Raw genomic sequence first — 17452 nt, forward strand, 5'->3', positions numbered from 1 at the left:
TCAAGCAGCTAGATACGACAGGTGACCTCAAATGAGGCGTCTTGCATGGCTTCTACACCTGCCTGAATGCCAGAACTGCGTTCGTACCGCCCATGGCGAAGGCGTTGCTCATGGCGACGCGCACCTTGCGCTCGCGCGGCACATTGGGTGTGATGTCGAGGTCGCAAGCGGGATCTGGCTCGCGATAGTTGGCGGTCGGCGGCACGACGTCCTCTTGGATTGCCATCACGCAGGCGATCATTTCAAGCGCGCTCGCTGCGCCGAGGCAATGCGCGTGCGTGGACTTGGTGGAAGAGATGGACATCAAATAAGCGTGGTTTCCAAACACACGCTTGATCGCAGCCGTTTCAGTCTGATCATTGCTTTTGGTACCGGTGCCGTGCGCGTTGAGGTAGTCGACGTCCTCGGCATTCAGCCCGGCATCGGCAAGGCAGGCGCGCATCGCCGACGCTGGCCCCTCGACAGATGGCGCGGCAATGTGGAAGGCATCGGCGGAAAGGCCGACGCCGGCGATCTCGGCAAGAATTGTGGCACCACGCCTCGTGGCATGCTCGTAGCTTTCCAGCACGGCCATGCCCGCACCCTCGCCCAGCACCAGGCCCTTCCTATCGGCGGAGAAGGGCCGGCAGGTATCGGGTGAAAGCACGCGCATTGCTTCCCATGCTTTCAGCACGCCCCATGCGAAGGGTGCGTCGCTGCCTCCGGAAACCATTACGTCGGCCCGGCCCAGCTTGATCTGGTCCACCGCCGAGGCGATCGCATGGTTGGCCGAGGCACATGCGGAGGTCACCCCGAAGACCGGCCCGCGCAAGCCGAGGCTCAAGCTAAGATGGACGGAAGCGGCGCTGGGCATCACCTTTACTCCAGTGAAGAGTTCAGCACGGATTGCGCTACCCAAAAGCAGTGAGCGGTAAGTTTGTTCTGTTGCGTATGAACCGGTAAATCCGACGCCCACTGTCGCGCCGAAGCGATGGGCATTCCCCTCGTCCCAGGAAAGTCCGGCCTGCCGCATGGCTTCGCGCGCTGCAAGCACGGCGAGCAAGCTGAAGCGGTCCATGGAGATGAGATGCCCCCGGTTGATGTCGTGCTGGGGCAGCGCCTTGATCTCAGCGCCGGTCATGCCCTCCAGGTCATGAAGCTCGGAATTGGCGATCGGGCCGATGGCGGAGCGGCCTTCGCGCATCTCTTTCCACATAGAGGCGGCGTCGGTGCCCAGTCCGCACAGGCCGCCCACTCCGGTGATAACGACGCGCCTGTCCATTCAAGCCTCCTTCGCAAGCAAGCCGCGGACGGCTTCCACGACGTCGCCGACATTCTTGAGATTGGACCAGGCATCGGCCGTGTTCATGTCGATCTTGATGCCGTAGGCCTGCTCCACATCCCAGAGGACGTCCGCCAAACCCAGCGAATCAAACCCGAGCGCGTCCAGTTCCGTGGCGATTGTTATCTCGCCGACGAATGACGTAGGCATTCCCTCACCGCTCTCCGACTCGGCGCGTTTCTTGATCAGGGCAATGACGTCCGTTGCGAATTGATCGGCCATTCTGTTTCCTGTCTTTCTTTCCCGCGTTTCGACCTGGACGCGGCTCAGTTCCTGAGGCGCGCCGCGTCGCGAAAGCCATCACGCTTGGGCAACTGACAAAGCCCAATGCTCATAAAGCCGGATCAGGTCCGGCCGGTGTGTGGCGTAGGTGCAGTATGACGATGTGAGCCGCTACACCGTGCGCGTCTCCCAGTCTGTCCATAGGCTCGGAAGAAGTCGGACCCGGTCAGTTGCAACTCCCTTTCCCAGCACTCCACTGCCCGGTAGAGCGCATGAAAAATCTCCTTTCGGGCGGTTTCTTAAGACGCTCGCCACGCCATGAGGCAGTGGGGGCATCGGTGTGCGTCAGGTGCTTCTGCCCATGCAGGATTCCAGAACATTGATGAAATCGTTTGTTTCGATGAAAGGCATCCACACTTTGGATAGTTGACCACGCGTTTCAAAGATCGTGAACTACATCTCGTCGTTGTGCTCGACGCACTCCCGACAGAGCGCAACCTCATGGGCGCGGCATGCAGGATTAACCGAGCCCAGCCGGTCATGAGTGCGGCCGGCGCTCGGCTGCTCGATTATTTGCGCGATAAGCTCGCGACCATGTCCGCGGAGGTATTCAAACTTAACGCTGCGTCCGGGAGCTCTTGCCCTCCAGTTCGCGACGCTCTCCCGCCCATCCAGTGCTCGTTTATTTCGTCGGATAGTTTGACCCGGCTCTACCGAATCGCCGCTTCAGGATCATTCTTCCCGATTTCGTCACGCTCGTATTTTCTGCCGCGTCCTACACCGATTGGGCGCGAACAAAACTGAGCGCCTTGGAACCCGAACCCGTGCGTCGTGACCGGGAGCATCCGGGGCGAACTCATCCGCTCGGGGGCATCGCATCACCGGACGGCGACAGGCACGGTCGACCGGCATCTCGGCATCGGCTGGGAATTCGTCCATGGTCTGCATTGGCGACGACGCTTCCTGAGGCCACGTAGCCCTTATGCCAAGCTGGGCGCCCGGTTTGCGGCATCCGTGCCTACCCTCTTCGGACCTCGTGGGTTCCAACCGGCGACGAGGCGTGCATAGGCGCCCTCGGCCTGCTCCACCCAGCGGCGCTCTTCTTCCCGGTGGCTCTTTATGTTGTAGGCGTGCGCTCCCTTTTGGCCGCGCACAGCCTTGCTCCCGGCCTTGAGTTCCACATCGCGCAAGCTTCTTGGCATGCAGGGAGGGTCGAGCCTACGCGTAACTCTCGCCCTTCTCAACAGATGACAGATCACGACAGAGAGTTTGCGTGCGGTTGCCACGGCCGCGACATGCTGTCCGCGCCGGGCTCGCACGCCGCAGGGAGAAGGCTCGCAACGGTCCGGGAGCACGAGCGGCCGCCCAGGCCGCCTCGACGAGCATGCCGCGCGCATGACCACGGCCCTGCTTGGTGATCCGCCCATGGTAGGCCGGACCTGGCCGGACTGCTGGACGCTTGGGTTCAACCCGAGATAGGTCACGAGCTTCTGCGGATCGTCGAAGCGCGACACGTCGCCGATCGCCGCCCTTCATCGCCAGCGCGACGGTGATGTCGACGCCGGGAATGGTCATCAGCCGCTTCACGCCTTCATCCTCGAGAGCCGAGCGGACAAGATCGCGTTCGATGACCTGGAGGTCTTCGCCCAATCGGTCGAACTCGCGCAGATGCCCATCGATCGCGAGGCGCTCGTCCTGCGGTACGACCTGCTCGATTACCAGGTCCGACCCTTGGCGCCGCACAGGTCGGCATGCGGGCAGGACGGATCAGGTGGCTATGAAGGATCGACTGGATGACGCTCTTCAATCGAGATCTCTGTCGGACAATCTGATTGCGCCGTGTCACCTGTCGACGCAGAGCCTGCGTCGGCTCGTCCGCAATCCAGACTTCTGGCAAGAAGCCGCTGGCATAGAGCTGCGCAAGAACGTCGGCGTCGATCGTCGTTTTGATCTTGGCATAGGCAACGATAAACACCTGTTTCGGCTTGGCGATCCCCACCTTCTTCACATGCGGCGCAATCACAGCTGCAGCGGACGTCGCGCTGCCGGTGGCCTCGATCACCCCGACATCGTTCGGCGACAGCTTCGCGGCGAACGCCGCCAGCAGATCGCGCCGCATGTCGACGCGGCCGAGTCGCCTGAGCCTGCCCTCCTCCCATGCCACTGCTTCGGCGAAGGCGCGGTGAATATCCAGTCCGATGATAAGCATGCCCGTTCCTCCTTCTTGGCTCGGTCAAAGACGGGAGCTGGCGGGCAACACGACATCTACTGATCCGCGCTCGCAGCGCATCCGGGAAAGTCGCCAGGGGCGGCCATGTAACGAGCTCGGGCTCTCAGCCCACGGTCTATTGACGGCCTGCCTGCACCTTTGTGCTCCCGGTGCCCCACGTCCCGGATGGGCTCACCATAAGGGCGTTCCAAAACAAGAACAGCAGGACGAGAAGACACCACAGATCACATACCGGATAGCGGCAAGGCCAAGCGCTTCGTTCAGATAGGCTTGCGCCAATGGGCTTAGGCCGAGCCTACAACAGCTCTCAAAAACGCTGCCGGACTGCTGCATTGGCTCGCCGATACAATTGGCACAGGCCTCACGGCAGCTTAGGATCAAACCGCCCATCAGTCGCCTCGGACTGGAAAGGTGCACCCTATTAGATTCCACGCCCAGCTAGGTCGGGGCCGCCGAAGACGCTGGTTGATAGCCCGGCGCCATCGGCCCGGCGTTTCAAACTGCCAATCTCTGACCTGCACAGTACGAACGATTGCTCGCTTCGGCAGATCACGCGGCTCATATGTCGGACCTTAACGTCATCCATCATAAACTTTTTGCGACAAAAGATTGCAAGAATGCTAAATTGTTAAAGTCGTTTGTTTCGGTTAAAGGCATCCATCCCATGGATGGCTGATGACATGCGTTTCAAAGGACTTGATCTAAATCTCCTCGTTGTGCTCGACGCACTCCTGACGGAGCGTAATCTCTCGGCGGCGGCACGCAGGATCAACCTGAGTCAGCCCGCCATGAGTGCGGCCGTCGCCCGACTGCGCGATTATTTCCGCGATGAACTGTTTACGATAAGAGGTCGCGAACGATTTCTAACCCCGCGTGCGGCAGCATTTGCCCCCGCAGTTCGCGACGCTCTCCAGCACATCCAGTGCTCGATTATTTCTTCGGATCCGTTTGACCCAGCTCGAGCCGATCGCCTCTTCAGGATCATTCTTTCCGATTTCGTCACGCTCGTGTTTTTCGAAAAGCTTGTGGAGCGTATTTCACGGGAAGCCCCCGCCGTCAGCTTCGAACTGCTGCCTGTCGACGATAGCCCCGATGAGCTTCTCCGGCGCGGTGACGTCGATTTTCTAATTCTACCGGATATGTTCACGTCGAGTGTGCATTCAAGCATTGCGCTGTTTGACGAGAAGCTCGTGTGCGTAGGCTGTCCCACAAACAAGCAGCTGCCACAGCAGCTTACATTCGAGAGATACATGTCGATGAGGCACGTCGCGGTCAGGTTCGGGCGTACGATGAAGCCGTCTATCGAGGAATGGTTTTTGCTTGAGCATGGCCTTAAGAGACGTGTCGAGGTCGCCGTGCAGGGCTTCAGCATGATTCCACCTATGGTGTCCGGCACAGCTCGTATAGCGACCATGCCCTTACGGCTGGTCAGGCATTTCGAAAAAACGTTCCCCCTGCGGGTTATCGAACTTCCGCTGCCATTTCCCACATTCACCGAGACCCTCCAATGGCCGGCCCTCCACAATAGCGATCCGGCAAGCATCTGGATGCGGGAGATAATGATACAGGAGGCATCTCGGATGGCTGCCCCGCTGTGAACCCTCGGAAAATTCAGGCGCACCTATAGTCACTACACCTGTCACCATCTACTTTGACGACAATAGCCCTCGCCGGATAAAGTCGATGCTGGCGGCAAGTGCGCCTGCGAGATCGTCCAGAGAATGGACTTCCTCGATCAGCTCGAACGAGAAAGGTCCCGCGTAGCCGCCATCCAGCAGCGCCTGAATCTGGCTGCCATTGTCGGAACCTGCAAGAAAGCGATCGGGGTAAATCCAGAAGGTCGGGTCGTTTACGCTTGAAATGTGCACCAGGCCGGTAAGCTCGCAGAACAGGCATGTCTCCCCGGCCAGGGTGTGGTGGAACGTGTCGTGCACGAGGCGAAAGACGGACTGGCCATCAACCGCGGCAACGGCCTCGGCCGCTTCCTTCTTTGATCGAAGCGAGCAGGTTCGGAAACCCAGCGGCTCGATGAGACCGATCAGACCCCGCGACTGGAGGATTGGCTTGATCTCGTTTAGAGCGAAACGAAGATTGTCCTGGCGCTCGCTATTGGTGGGCCACGAGCTGCGGTTGGCCGGCACCAACACGAGCGTCTCTGCCCCGCACGCCGTCGCATAATCGGCGAGGTTGCTTGCCTCGGCCTGACGCGTTGGAGTCCAGTCGTTGAACCGCTGCAAGGCGTTGACAGAGATGATCGTGACGCCCGCTTCGGTAGCGGCAAACCGAACGTCCGCAGCCGGAATGCCGCGTGCGACAGGATTGCTGAAATGAGGGTAACGGATTTGGACGTCGGTCAGGCCTTGGTCACGGGCAAGCGCGAAAAGCGCACTGACGTCAAGGCGGGGCGCCGCCATGTGATCGAGTGCAAAGCGGGGCGATACCTGGCGCATTGCTTGACTTTCCTTCCATGAAGCGCGGCTGCCATTTCGGCATCCGGCTTCTTTCAAGACGGAACCACGCCGGTTCACAGATCGGACAGAGACGGCCGAGTCAATCGAGCTTTCCTTTCATCGGTGAAAGGAAAATGGGCGCTCATGATAGAAATCCATCAAGGTCAAATATTTTCCGGAAGATAAATGTCGAACGGCAGAAATGTCTGCCCCGGGCTCTCCGCGACGCCGGCTTTGATGGCCCGCTCCATTGCCATTATCAGCTCCTGGCAAAGTCGGCGCATTGGCGTGCCGACCGCCATCGTCAAGATGTCATCCGCAAGCGCCCCACGTGACTGCGGCGTCATTTCACTCACGATCGCGACGAGATCCTGACCGCTCCCCTCTTCTCGGAGCGCGGAAATTGCTCCCTCTATACCCCCGCCGGCCATATAGAAGCCGACGAGCTCTGGTTCCCGCTGCATAAGATCCAGCAATTTTTCGTAAGTGAGCTGCCGTTCATCAAGGTTCACGAGCGGATCAAGCACCTCGAATTTGGGCGCGTTCTCACGAAAATAGGCACGAAAGGCCGTTTCCCGCGTCGCATGCGCCTGGAAGCGATGGCTTCCGACAAACACCGCCACCTTGCCGGGCCGTTTTGCGGCCTTGGAAAACACCCAAGCGGCAGTCCGTCCGACCTTGCTGTTGTTGAGGCCGATGTAGCCCTCGCGCACGCCATCGGCGAAGTCGGATAACAGCGAAAATACCGGGATACCTTTCGCCTTGAGCTCCTCGACTGATGCTGTGATTTTCGGGTGATCGGCCGCCACCATGGCGATCGCCTGGCAGCGGCTTCCAAGGTCCTTAAGAAGCGGGAGCAGGTCACGCGGCAAATGTGACTGCGCGAACTCGATGATCGGAAGGCCGTGGAAGGATTTAGCCATACTGACCGACTCTTCAATATTGCGAGCGAAATCTTGGTAAAAATCGTGGGCAGGTTTTCTCAAGATGAAGCCCAGCTTGTAGTGCGGCAGGTGCTGCTGCAAGCGCTGTTTGATGAGACCGGCAGCATGATAGCCGATCGCGTGCGCGGCCGCATGGACCCGCTGGGCGGTCTCCTCTCGCACCGGAAGGCGGACGTTCAGAACCCGATCGACTGTTGCTACGCTGACTCCGGCTTCGCGGGCGAGATCGGCAATTGTGACGCGCTTTCCCCTAGCGATTCTGATCGGCCGGTCCTCCGTCATCCGGTGCGATCCCGCGACGGCTTGGGGCGGCAAGCTGAAATAGTTACCACACCCCACGGTTGATAACGCATTCGACGAACAGCGCTCCATGCGGACCCAGATGAGTTTCCGTGAACCGTTCGTTTGCTTAGGGGCTTCATGGTGTTGTATTACTCTCCGCGTTAGTACACTATTTCCAGCGCTCTTTGGAGGCCGGCAATTCGACTGCTGTGAAGGCCGTGACTTACACGTCGCGCTATTGCTTGCTTGCGGGGAGCCCGTTTGATGTAACCCTAACCGCGGAAAGCGGCTTCCATCCGGGACTGGTCCAATTCGCCTTCCCAGCGAGCGACAACGAGCGATGCCACCGCATTACCGACTAAATTCGTCAGCGCGCGGCATTCCGACATGAAGCGGTCCACGCCAAGAATTAGAGCCATTCCGGCAACGGGAACACTCGGCACGACAGACAGAGTAGCGGCCAATGTGATGAAGCCGGCGCCGGTGACGCCTGCCGCACCCTTCGAGGAAAGCATCGCAATTAGCAGCAGGAGGATCTGATCGGCAATTGACAAATCTGTGTTCGTCGCCTGCGCGATGAAGAGGGCGGCGATCGTCATGTAGATATTGGTGCCGTCCAGATTGAATGAGTATCCAGTAGGGATGACGAGACTTACGACCGAACGCGCGGCGCCGGCCTTCTCCATCTTCTCCATGAGCGAGGGCAGCGCGGCCTCCGAGGAGGACGTTGCCAGGACAAGCAGCAGCTCGTCCTTGATGTAGCGGACAAGAGAAAAGATCGAGAAGCCGTTGCAGCGGCAGACCACGCCGAGAACCCCGAACACGAAGAGGAAGGCGGTCAGATAGAACGTCGCGACCAGTATCGCGAGGTTGGCCACCGAACCGATTCCGTATTTGCCGATCGTAAAGGCCATAGCGCCGAAGGCGCCGATGGGTGCAGCCTTCATCAGAATGCCGACGAGCTTAAAAATGGGGGCGGTGAGCGCCTGGAGAAAGGTAACGACCGGCCTGCTCGTCTCTCCGGTCATCGCCAGAGCAATGCCGAACAAGACCGAGAAGAACAAGACTTGCAGGATGTCGCCTTCCGCGAAGGCACTGGCAATCGTTGACGGGATGATGTTCATCAGGAAGCTGGTCACGGACTGCTCGTGAGCCGTGGCCACATAGCCCTTAACGGCTTCGACATCGAGCGAGGCCGGATCGATGTTGAGGCCGGCGCCAGGCTGAACGATATTCGCGACAATCAGCCCGACAACGAGTGCAAGCGTCGAGAAGGTAAGGAAATAAACCATCGCCTTGGCGGCAACTCGGCCGACCTTCTGCAGATCGCTCATGCCGGCAATGCCGGTCGCAATTGTCAGGAAGATGACAGGTGCGATAATCATCTTGATGACTTTGATGAAGGCATCGCCGAGCGGCTTCAGGCTTTGGCCGGTTTCCGGATAGAGGTAGCCAATTGCGGCTCCAAGGACCATGGCGGCAAGTACCTGCACGTAGGTCCGGGCAAAATGGCGCTTGCGGGGCGCTGCGATCGCGCGGGGGACTCTTGGAACCAACATCGTTTCTCTCTCCCTGACCGGATCGGGGTGGGGGCTCCTCCTTCTCCCATGCTGCGCTCCGGTCGAGCGCTGCTGTCATCTCGGAGCAAGCGCCGTGCCAACTGGACGCCTGTCCCGTCCAGCGAGATTGGTGCAGTTGCGCACTGGAACCCTCCACCTTGCCGGAATTCTGCACTCGAGGCTCGCCAAAGATCGCGTCTGAGGAAGTGCTTCATCAGAGAGGGAATTGACCAGGTCGCCTTGCGCCCGTGCCCTTTGATGTTCGCCGCAGATCGACTGCCGGTTGCCTTGGTGACTTTGGTTTGTCAGTTTTGGAACGGAATGCGCGCAAACTGCAGGATATCCTACACGCCCATCAGAGCACGCGGTACAAGCGATTAAGCGTAGGAGCGCATTGAATCTCCGAGGTCAAAAAATCTTGAATAAGGTCCGCGTGCGAAGTGAATCCGCAACTCGTCAAAGTTCTCCACCGTTTGATCAAGCGGTCGCGTTTCCTGGCGCTGCAAGATGGCGTTATCTGATGGCTCAAGCGCTGGAACGCCCAGGAAATCCCAAACCGCTCCCAAGCATTGGGCAGGTTCGTGAAGTAGGCTCTCGTATTCCATTACAAGCAGGTTGGTCGACGTGAAGGAGTCCATAACGCGAGCGTGAAAATCGTCGGCGGCTTTGAAATAAGCCTCACAGTCGGCGATTGACAACCTGACGCTCGGTGGCCGAGCGGTATCGTTGTCCGAGCTGAACTTCAGCCACTGACCGCTTTCCCTGGCCTGCACAAAGGATCGGAGCGATTCCAATACGTTTCGGCGAACAACGAGGATGACCTTGAGTGCTGGCCAACGAGCTAATTCCGCAAAGAATGCTGGACGCTCGCGAAACTGAGGTTCATTGATCTTGCAGCCAAGATGCGTCACATTCTTGTAGTCGCGCATAGGGCAGCGCACATAGGCAAGCTCAAGAAGCTCGCGATCCGTGCCTAGCAGGCGATCCGTGCTGGGCCAATTGGGATCATATTCGTTTAGCAACTCACCGTTACTCAGAACGGTCGGATGCTCGTTTAGCAATTCTTCTAAATAGTGTGTTCCGGTCCTTGGCATAGCAAGGATCACAAAAGGCTCAGGAGTTGGTTCGTTGTGGGTCATTGCATGTGTATCCAACTAAATAATGGCCGCGACGGTCTGGGGACGCGCACAAGAAGCTTGGCTGCTATCGCTTGAACGCTCCGGGTGGGTCCGCGCGCCTCACCACCCAGCCTGTACTCCGAGGTGTGGTCGCGAAGATGGGCGCGTGCCTGCAGCGGCTGGGTGGCGCCCGGCTTCGGCGTTGTTGTACCACTCGCGATTCCTGGCACACGCATGCCTCCGGGCCGCTGGGGGCAGTTTGCAATCCGGCATTGCGGACCTCCTTCTCGTTGATGGGCGTAGGTAAGCGTCAACGCATTAGTCGTCGATGAAACAGTCCAGCCGACAGAAAAAAAGGCAATACAGCGAACATGCAAAGTGCGCCTATATGCAGCCCTACATTGTCGCCCAGGCGGCCGAGCATCACCGGACGGATTAGATCGATAGAATTCGCCAGCGGCGAGAAGGCCGCAATCTGCTGAAACACTCCTGGCAATTGGCCGACTGGAAAAACCGCGCCCGAAAGGAACAGCATGGGTGTGATGACAAGCGTCTGATAGAAAATAAAATAGTGATAACTGGGCGCGAGCGCGATGACGAGCATGGCCAGGCTCGCAAAGGCGAACCCGGTGAGAGCGATGACCGGCAGCACGTAGAGAACCGACGTCCACGCGGCATAACCTAGCGCGGCGGCAACAATCGCAATTGTCGTACCGGCCAGAAAGGCCTTTGTGGCTGCCCAGGTCAATTCACCGAGAACGATGTCGCCGAGGGTAAGTTGTGTGTGCAGGATTGCTTCCCAAGTGCCCTGATCGCGCATTCGACCGAAAACCGCGTAAATTGTTTCGAAGGTTGATGCTGTCATCGCGCTCGTCGCAACCATGCCGGCTGCCAGAAAGGCGATGTAGGATGCACCTTCGATGCGGCCTACCAACAGTCCAAGGCCAGTGCCGAGCCCGAAAAGGTAAATCATCGGATCAGCAAGGGTGCCGAGCATTGAAGCAAATGCCACCTTCTTCCATGCCAGATGATTGCGGCGCCACACCGCGATCCAGTTCCAGGCGTTGGCGGGTAGAGCGGCCGCAAAACGTTCACCCATTGCTCACTTCTCCATCTCACGTCCGGTTAACCTCAAGAAAACGTCCTCCAGACTGGGTGGACGCTCTAGAATACGCAGACCCGCTCGACCGCGAAGCTGGATGCGCACATCCTCCGGCTCAGGCGCATAGCAAAAGAGCGTCTCGCCGCTTACCTCGACACGCTGAACGTACGGTCTGATCAGCGAAATCAGCTCCTGTGGATTGCCGCCGAAGATCTCGATCACGTTGCACCCAATGTACTCGTCGATCAGCGCATGAGGACTGCCCTCGGCGATCTTGCGTCCCCGCTCGAGAACACACAGCCGATCACAAAGCCGCTCAGCCTCTTCCATGAAATGGGTGGTCAAAATGATCGTTTTTCCGCTCGCCAGCAGGAAACGAAGTCGCTCCCAGATCAGATGGCGGGCATGCGGGTCGAGGCCGGTCGTGGGCTCATCCATCACAAGCAACTGGGGGTCGTTGATCAGAGCACGTGCCAGCGTCAGGCGCCGCTTCATCCCGCCGGATAGCAGGCCGACACGTGAATCCGCCTTGCTCTCAAGGCGAGCGAACTCGAGGAGCCGTGGGATGACGGCGTTGATCTCTCTTGTACTCATGCCGAAGTAGCGCCCGAACACCAACAGGTTCTCGCGTACCGTAAATTCCAGGTCGAGATTGTCGAACTGCGGGACCACGCCTATGCCCTTGCGGGCCAAGCGGCTGCGTGCCGGCACTGGTAGACCGAGGACTGTTATATCACCCGCGTCAGGCCGGGTCATACCGAGGAGCATACGCGCAATCGTGCTCTTGCCTGCGCCGTTCGGCCCCAGCAGACCGAAGCACTCTCCCGATGCAACGGTGAAGGACAGCCCGTCCACAACGAGCTTGTTTCCGAATAATTTGGTTACGCCGGTAAGGTCGATTGCTACATTGGACATGCGTCTATCTCAAGCGGAATGAGTCCGATTGGCCACCGGCAGCTTACTTGCGAATTCTGGTTCAGAGCAGGCCACCGCCTTGAGATGGCACCTTTGGAAAGTCGCGGCCGGAGCGACGCGTGTATCGCTTCCGCCAAAGAATAACGTCAAGATGCCACGTGTCGCTTCCAGATAGTTCCCGTTCTGACCATAGGTAACTCGAAAGCTTCACCCCGTGTCGACTGACACAACTTACTCGGTCACTCGGCGCTGCAAGGCCGTCAGACTTCACCAGCTGTGAGCGAAAGATCTGCAGTATGAAGTGACTCCGCAATTCCAGAATTGCCCGCAGCATTTGCTCCGGCAAGCGGCATCGCGCTTGTGATTTCCTTTGTGCTCCTGTTGGGCAGGGGAACACTTTTACGCGACAGCCAATCGCTATTGCTCAATGTACACAGGGCGTAAGCCTTCAAGGGGATCAACAGGAATATCCTGATTAACGCGTGCATTGAATAGCCGATGAATCGAAGCTGCCGAGTGCGGAAAGATAACACCGTAGATCTGATTATGGTCATCGTGACAATAGCCAGCACCGTCCACCAATTTACTGTATGTGAAAATAGTAGCTCACCGAGCGCCGTTACTACCGCGATGCCGAGCAACAATGGGCCGAGATTCTCTCCCATCACATCCAAAGTTAGATAGCGATCCAGGCCACGCAGTAGACCTCGCGCAAGCATCGTGTCCCGGAAGGTGCTTCGTGCCCAGCGGAGTTGTTGGCGCAAATAAGGTCCCATCTTGTCCGGAACGACTGTCGCCGCGACGGCACCTGGAACGTACTCGGTTCGAAAGCCTGCTTTCAGCATGAGGATCGTAAGATGACGGTCTTCACCGAAGTCGCTTGGTTTCCCCCTGAACAGCTGCGTCTCGTATTGATCCAGCAGAGAAAGGAGACAAGACCGGCGGTACATTGCACATGGGCCGCAGCAGCACATGACCGCACCAAAGCGACCTTGCGCCGCGCGCTCCTCATTGCAAGCCAGCCAGTATTCCATATCGATCAATCGGGTCAACCAAGTGTCGCTGCGGTTGTATGCCGTCAGCTGGCCCATGGCCGCTCCGACCATGGAATCCCGCATTTTTACTGCAAGCTTTGTGATGACGTCGGACGCAAGTGTCGTGTCAGAGTCGACGCTGAGCACGAAATCTCCAGATGAGCGGCGGATGGCGGCGATCTGCGCCTTGCGTTTGCCAACATTCTCGCGGAGCAGAATGAAATTGAATCTCGGGTCGCCCTCGTAGGCGTGATGTACCGGGATGACGGCATTACGATTTCCAGAACCGTCGTCAACCAGATAGACCTGAAATGTTCCGGCGTAATCTTGATTTGCAATGGAAGCTAAACACGCCGCGAGTGTGCGCGGGTCCTCATTGTAGCAGGGGATAATGACATCCACGCTCGGCCAACGGTCGGATCCGAACAAGCTTTCCGACGGCGGCGTAACATTTTCCGGTTGGGAGTAGACCGCTTGCATGCCTCTGTAAACAGTCGAGAGCACCGCATAAGACGAAACGGCAACAGTACTGGCTGTGGTGAGAAGGTCCATAGGATCTCTGTTTGTTCAGGGGTGTTGAGGAAGTGATCGGATTACAAATCCGCGGCCGTGCAATTCTGGAATTAGGCGTGACAACGCTGTCACCGTCTGGTCGCGCAGACTGGCTTGATTGCCTGGTTGCAATTCGTCGGGAGCGCACCCGTCGTGCAACAGCACGATTGCGCCCGGCCGGATATCGGCGAGCACTCTGTCGACGATGGCGTCAACGCCGGGGCGAGACCAGTCGCGTGGATCAATGGACCAATGGACGGGCGCCAATGCCGCACCCGCTGATGCAGCGATTACTTCTTCGGTCCAGATGCCATACGGTGCACGAAAGTACCGAACCATGGCCTGCGGGCAAGCCATCCCTATGACTCTGTTTGCCTCAACTATCTGGCAGTCGACTTCGACGGACCCGCATTTGGCCAGGTCCGGATGAGTCATCGTGTGGTTGGCTATACCGTGCCCGTCTGTAATAATTCGGCGAACGAGTTCCGGCTCGTCGGCCGCGTAGGCCCCAACAACGAAGAAGGTCGCCGTCACCTGATGTTGCGCCAGCACATTGAGTATCTGCGGTGTGAAAAATGAATTGGGACCATCGTCAAACGTCAGATAGACGCTGCGCTCTGCAGTGCCATCGGCATTGTCACTCTGCCCTTCGCATATGTAGTCCAGAGGCTTCATAGTTCCGGACCGTTCCGGTCGATCAGGGTACCGGACGGCCACTCGTCCATCGAGCGTCCGATCGGCGAAACCAACACGAGTACGTCTTCCAGGCGCGTGGGCGGCAGGTCGGGATGCACATCTGGACGGGTCGATCGTACGCGAACGCCCGACACAATGTTCGCGAGGCCGGCTCTGCAGAATCTTTCGACATGGTTTCGCAGCGCGTGCCGAACCGTGCCGAAAGCGAATGGAACACCCAACTGATGGAGCACTGGGTACGCCACGCGCATCGAAAAACCGATTCCGAGCCCTTCAAGATCCGGACGAACCGCGTACAGGCCCAATTCAGCGACGATCAAGTCGACCTCGCCAACTTTGATGAAGCGCCGCAGCATGCCGATGTGAGCCGCTACCCCATGCGCGTCGTAGCCGATTGCGCGGAATTCCGGCCTCGCGCCGGCCCAACTGCGGCCGCCTTCGAATGGCTCCGCGTTGAAGGCGCCAGTCCGTCCATAGGTCTTTCGAAAAAAGTCGGAGAGTTCGACATGGTCGGCCAGTTGCAGCTCATTTTCCCAGCACAACTTCCAATCGACATTCGGGCGCATGGAAGACCTCACCTTGGAGCTGTCTGGTTGAGATAAATGTCCAAGCATTGGTTAAATAATTGGCATCGCACCAACGGGGCGTAACTTGTGGAGACCGCCGAAAGACCAAGCCGTAATGCAGATGCGACTGACTTTGTGCGCCCCGCACACCAGATGATGCTCCTCGGATCCAACGCAACCATGGGAACTACCTATCTTTCCAACTTGAAGCGCCTCTATGGGACCTGCAGCAAAAACGGTAAAATCCTTTGTTTAGATGAAAGGTATCCACGCTTTGGATAACTGGGCGAATGCGTTCCATATGGCTGGTCAATTATCGTCGTCACGCTCGAGGCACTTCTGACGAAGCGCAAAGCTCACGCCCGCGGCACGCGCGGCCGTTGCCGGGCCGCGCGATTATCTCCGTAAGAGCCGAGCGGAGCTCAGACACGACGATTGATCAGAATCTGATTCGCGGGTTCAGTATCTCTTTCGTGTATCCAGCTCTGGGCTGTCCTTTGGCGGGAGTTAGGTTCGCCCAGGTTCTGAGCCTGGGGCGTCGGCCCGTTCGCCGCACAGGCTCCTTCGCACATCGTCGAGGCCGAGAAAGAGGGGGCCACACAGCTCCCCCTGTACTTTCCACCACCCGACACCAGCGCTCACCCAGGGCGCCGGCCTTGCTCACCTCAACGGATAGCGCACTCGCGCCGCTTCACGATTAAAAGAATTCTACAAGCAGATGCCTGTTTGATCGTGAGACGTCCGCTGCCAATTCCCGCATCGCAGAGGCAGCCAATAGCGCTCGCTTCACATAGTGGTCCGGCAAGCAGCTAGATACGACAGGTGACCTCAAATGAGGCGTCTTGCATGGCTTCTACACCTGCCTGAATGCCAGAACTGCGTTCGTACCGCCCATGGCGAAGGCGTTGCTCATGGCGACGCGCACCTTGCGCTCGCGCGGCACATTGGGTGTGATGTCGAGGTCGCAAGCGGGATCTGGCTCGCGATAGTTGGCGGTCGGCGGCACGACGTCCTCTTGGATTGCCATCACGCAGGCGATCATTTCAAGCGCGCTCGCTGCGCCGAGGCAATGCGCGTGCGTGGACTTGGTGGAAGAGATGGACATCAAATAAGCGTGGTTTCCAAACACACGCTTGATCGCCGCCGTTTCAGTCTGATCATTGCTTTTGGTACCGGTGCCGTGCGCGTTGAGGTAGTCGACGTCCTCGGCATTCAGCCCGGCATCGGCAAGGCAGGCGCGCATCGCCGACGCTGGCCCCTCGACAGATGGCGCGGCAATGTGGAAGGCGTCGGCGGAAAGGCCGACGCCGGCGATCTCGGCAAGAATTGTGGCACCACGCCTCGTGGCATGCTCGTAGCTTTCCAGCACGGCCATGCCCGCACCCTCGCCCAGCACCAGGCCCTTCCTATCGGCGGAGAAGGGCCGGCAGGTATCGGGTGAAAGCACGCGCATTGCTTCCCATGCTTTCAGCACGCCCCATGCGAAGGGTGCGTCGCTGCCTCCGGAAACCATTACGTCGGCCCGGCCCAGCTTGATCTGGTCCACCGCCGAGGCGATCGCATGGTTGGCCGAGGCACATGCGGAGGTCACCCCGAAGACCGGCCCGCGCAAGCCGAGGCTCAAGCTAAGATGGACGGAAGCGGCGCTGGGCATCACCTTTACTCCAGTGAAGAGTTCAGCACGGATTGCGCTACCCAAAAGCAGTGAGCGGTAAGTTTGTTCTGTTGCGTATGAACCGGTAAATCCGACGCCCACTGTCGCGCCGAAGCGATGGGCATTCCCCTCGTCCCAGGAAAGTCCGGCCTGCCGCATGGCTTCGCGCGCTGCAAGCACGGCGAGCAAGCTGAAGCGGTCCATGGAGATGAGATGCCCCCGGTTGATGTCGTGCTGGGGCAGCGCCTTGATCTCAGCGCCGGTCATGCCCTCCAGGTCATGAAGCTCGGAATTGGCGATCGGGCCGATGGCGGAGCGGCCTTCGCGCATCTCTTTCCACATAGAGGCGGCGTCGGTGCCCAGTCCGCACAGGCCGCCCACTCCGGTGATAACGACGCGCCTGTCCATTCAAGCCTCCTTCGCAAGCAAGCCGCGGACGGCTTCCACGACGTCGCCGACATTCTTGAGATTGGACCAGGCATCGGCCGTGTTCATGTCGATCTTGATGCCGTAGGCCTGCTCCACATCCCAGAGGACGTCCGCCAAACCCAGCGAATCAAACCCGAGCGCGTCCAGTTCCGTGGCGATTGTTATCTCGCCGACGAATGACGCAGGCATTCCCTCACCGCTCTCCGACTCGGCGCGTTTCTTGATCAGGGCAATGACGTCCGTTGCGAATTGATCGGCCATTCTGTTTCCTGTCTTTCTTTCCCGCGTTTCGACCTGGACGCGGCTCAGTTCCTGAGGCGCGCCGCGTCGCGAAAGCCATCACGCTTGGGCAACTGACAAAGCCCAATGCTCATAAAG

At 58.8% G+C, this 17452-nt stretch carries 15 protein-coding genes and 1 pseudogene; 1 reads left to right on the forward strand and 15 read right to left on the reverse strand.

Annotation, left to right across the window (positions count from 1 at the left end; genetic code table 11):
* Positions 1–52: 52 nt before the first annotated feature.
* The 4 genes and pseudogenes from EN852_RS31335 to EN852_RS43390 form a co-directional block, all read right to left on the reverse strand.
* Entirely contained in the window at positions 53–1261 is a 1209-nt protein-coding gene (locus EN852_RS31335; protein ID WP_126057631.1) for a beta-ketoacyl-[acyl-carrier-protein] synthase family protein, read from the reverse strand.
* On the reverse strand, positions 1262–1543 hold the full coding sequence (locus tag EN852_RS31340; protein WP_126057635.1) for an acyl carrier protein: 282 nt from the start codon (positions 1541–1543) through the stop codon (positions 1262–1264).
* A 1218-nt stretch (positions 1544–2761) separates the two neighbouring features.
* Positions 2762–3286 carry a transposase gene (locus EN852_RS43385; RefSeq protein WP_245265439.1) on the reverse strand — a complete coding sequence of 175 codons (525 nt, stop codon included), beginning with the start codon at positions 3284–3286 and terminating at the stop codon, positions 2762–2764.
* A gap of 91 nt (positions 3287–3377) precedes the next feature.
* Positions 3378–3752 (reverse strand): annotated as a pseudogene (locus EN852_RS43390) (IS110 family transposase); the annotation flags it as partial.
* Between the two features lie 701 nt (positions 3753–4453).
* Here EN852_RS43390 and EN852_RS31350 point away from each other — a divergent pair.
* Positions 4454–5371 carry a LysR family transcriptional regulator gene (locus tag EN852_RS31350; RefSeq protein WP_024505887.1) on the forward strand — a complete coding sequence of 306 codons (918 nt, stop codon included), beginning with the start codon at positions 4454–4456 and terminating at the stop codon, positions 5369–5371.
* A gap of 48 nt (positions 5372–5419) precedes the next feature.
* Here EN852_RS31350 and EN852_RS31355 read toward each other — a convergent pair whose 3' ends face one another.
* The 11 genes from EN852_RS31355 to EN852_RS31405 form a co-directional block, all read right to left on the reverse strand.
* Positions 5420–6223 (reverse strand): TIM barrel protein, encoded by an 804-nt coding sequence (locus tag EN852_RS31355; RefSeq protein WP_024505888.1) that lies wholly within the window; start codon positions 6221–6223, stop codon positions 5420–5422.
* A gap of 164 nt (positions 6224–6387) precedes the next feature.
* Complete coding sequence (locus EN852_RS31360) at positions 6388–7449, reverse strand: LacI family DNA-binding transcriptional regulator (RefSeq protein WP_024505889.1); 1062 nt, start codon at positions 7447–7449, stop codon at positions 6388–6390.
* A gap of 272 nt (positions 7450–7721) precedes the next feature.
* Positions 7722–9008, reverse strand: coding sequence for a dicarboxylate/amino acid:cation symporter (locus EN852_RS31365; RefSeq protein ID WP_126063813.1), 1287 nt, complete (start codon positions 9006–9008; stop codon positions 7722–7724).
* Positions 9009–9385: 377 nt separating this feature from the next.
* Positions 9386–10147, reverse strand: coding sequence for a sulfotransferase (locus EN852_RS31370; protein ID WP_024505871.1), 762 nt, complete (start codon positions 10145–10147; stop codon positions 9386–9388).
* Positions 10148–10436: 289 nt separating this feature from the next.
* Complete coding sequence (locus EN852_RS31375; RefSeq protein WP_029356621.1) at positions 10437–11225, reverse strand: ABC transporter permease; 789 nt, start codon at positions 11223–11225, stop codon at positions 10437–10439.
* A 3-nt stretch (positions 11226–11228) separates the two neighbouring features.
* Positions 11229–12143, reverse strand: a complete 915-nt coding sequence (nodI, locus tag EN852_RS31380) for a nodulation factor ABC transporter ATP-binding protein NodI (protein WP_024505873.1) — start codon at positions 12141–12143, stop codon at positions 11229–11231.
* Positions 12144–12403: 260 nt separating this feature from the next.
* Positions 12404–13729, reverse strand: coding sequence for a chitooligosaccharide synthase NodC (gene nodC / locus EN852_RS31385; RefSeq protein WP_032899868.1), 1326 nt, complete (start codon positions 13727–13729; stop codon positions 12404–12406).
* 15 nt (positions 13730–13744) lie between these two features.
* Positions 13745–14404 (reverse strand): chitooligosaccharide deacetylase NodB, encoded by a 660-nt coding sequence (nodB, locus tag EN852_RS31390; protein ID WP_126057632.1) that lies wholly within the window; start codon positions 14402–14404, stop codon positions 13745–13747.
* Positions 14401–14991, reverse strand: a complete 591-nt coding sequence (locus EN852_RS31395) for a NodA family N-acyltransferase (RefSeq protein WP_024505875.1) — start codon at positions 14989–14991, stop codon at positions 14401–14403. Before EN852_RS31395 ends, nodB begins: the two co-directional genes overlap by 4 nt.
* Before the next feature lie 853 nt (positions 14992–15844).
* Positions 15845–17053 carry a beta-ketoacyl-[acyl-carrier-protein] synthase family protein gene (locus tag EN852_RS31400; RefSeq protein WP_126057631.1) on the reverse strand — a complete coding sequence of 403 codons (1209 nt, stop codon included), beginning with the start codon at positions 17051–17053 and terminating at the stop codon, positions 15845–15847.
* Positions 17054–17335, reverse strand: a complete 282-nt coding sequence (locus EN852_RS31405; protein ID WP_029356603.1) for an acyl carrier protein — start codon at positions 17333–17335, stop codon at positions 17054–17056. It abuts the gene before it with no gap.
* Positions 17336–17452: the final 117 nt, after the last annotated feature.

This window comes from Mesorhizobium sp. M2E.F.Ca.ET.209.01.1.1 (genome assembly GCF_004010375.2).
GTDB lineage: Bacteria > Pseudomonadota > Alphaproteobacteria > Rhizobiales > Rhizobiaceae > Mesorhizobium.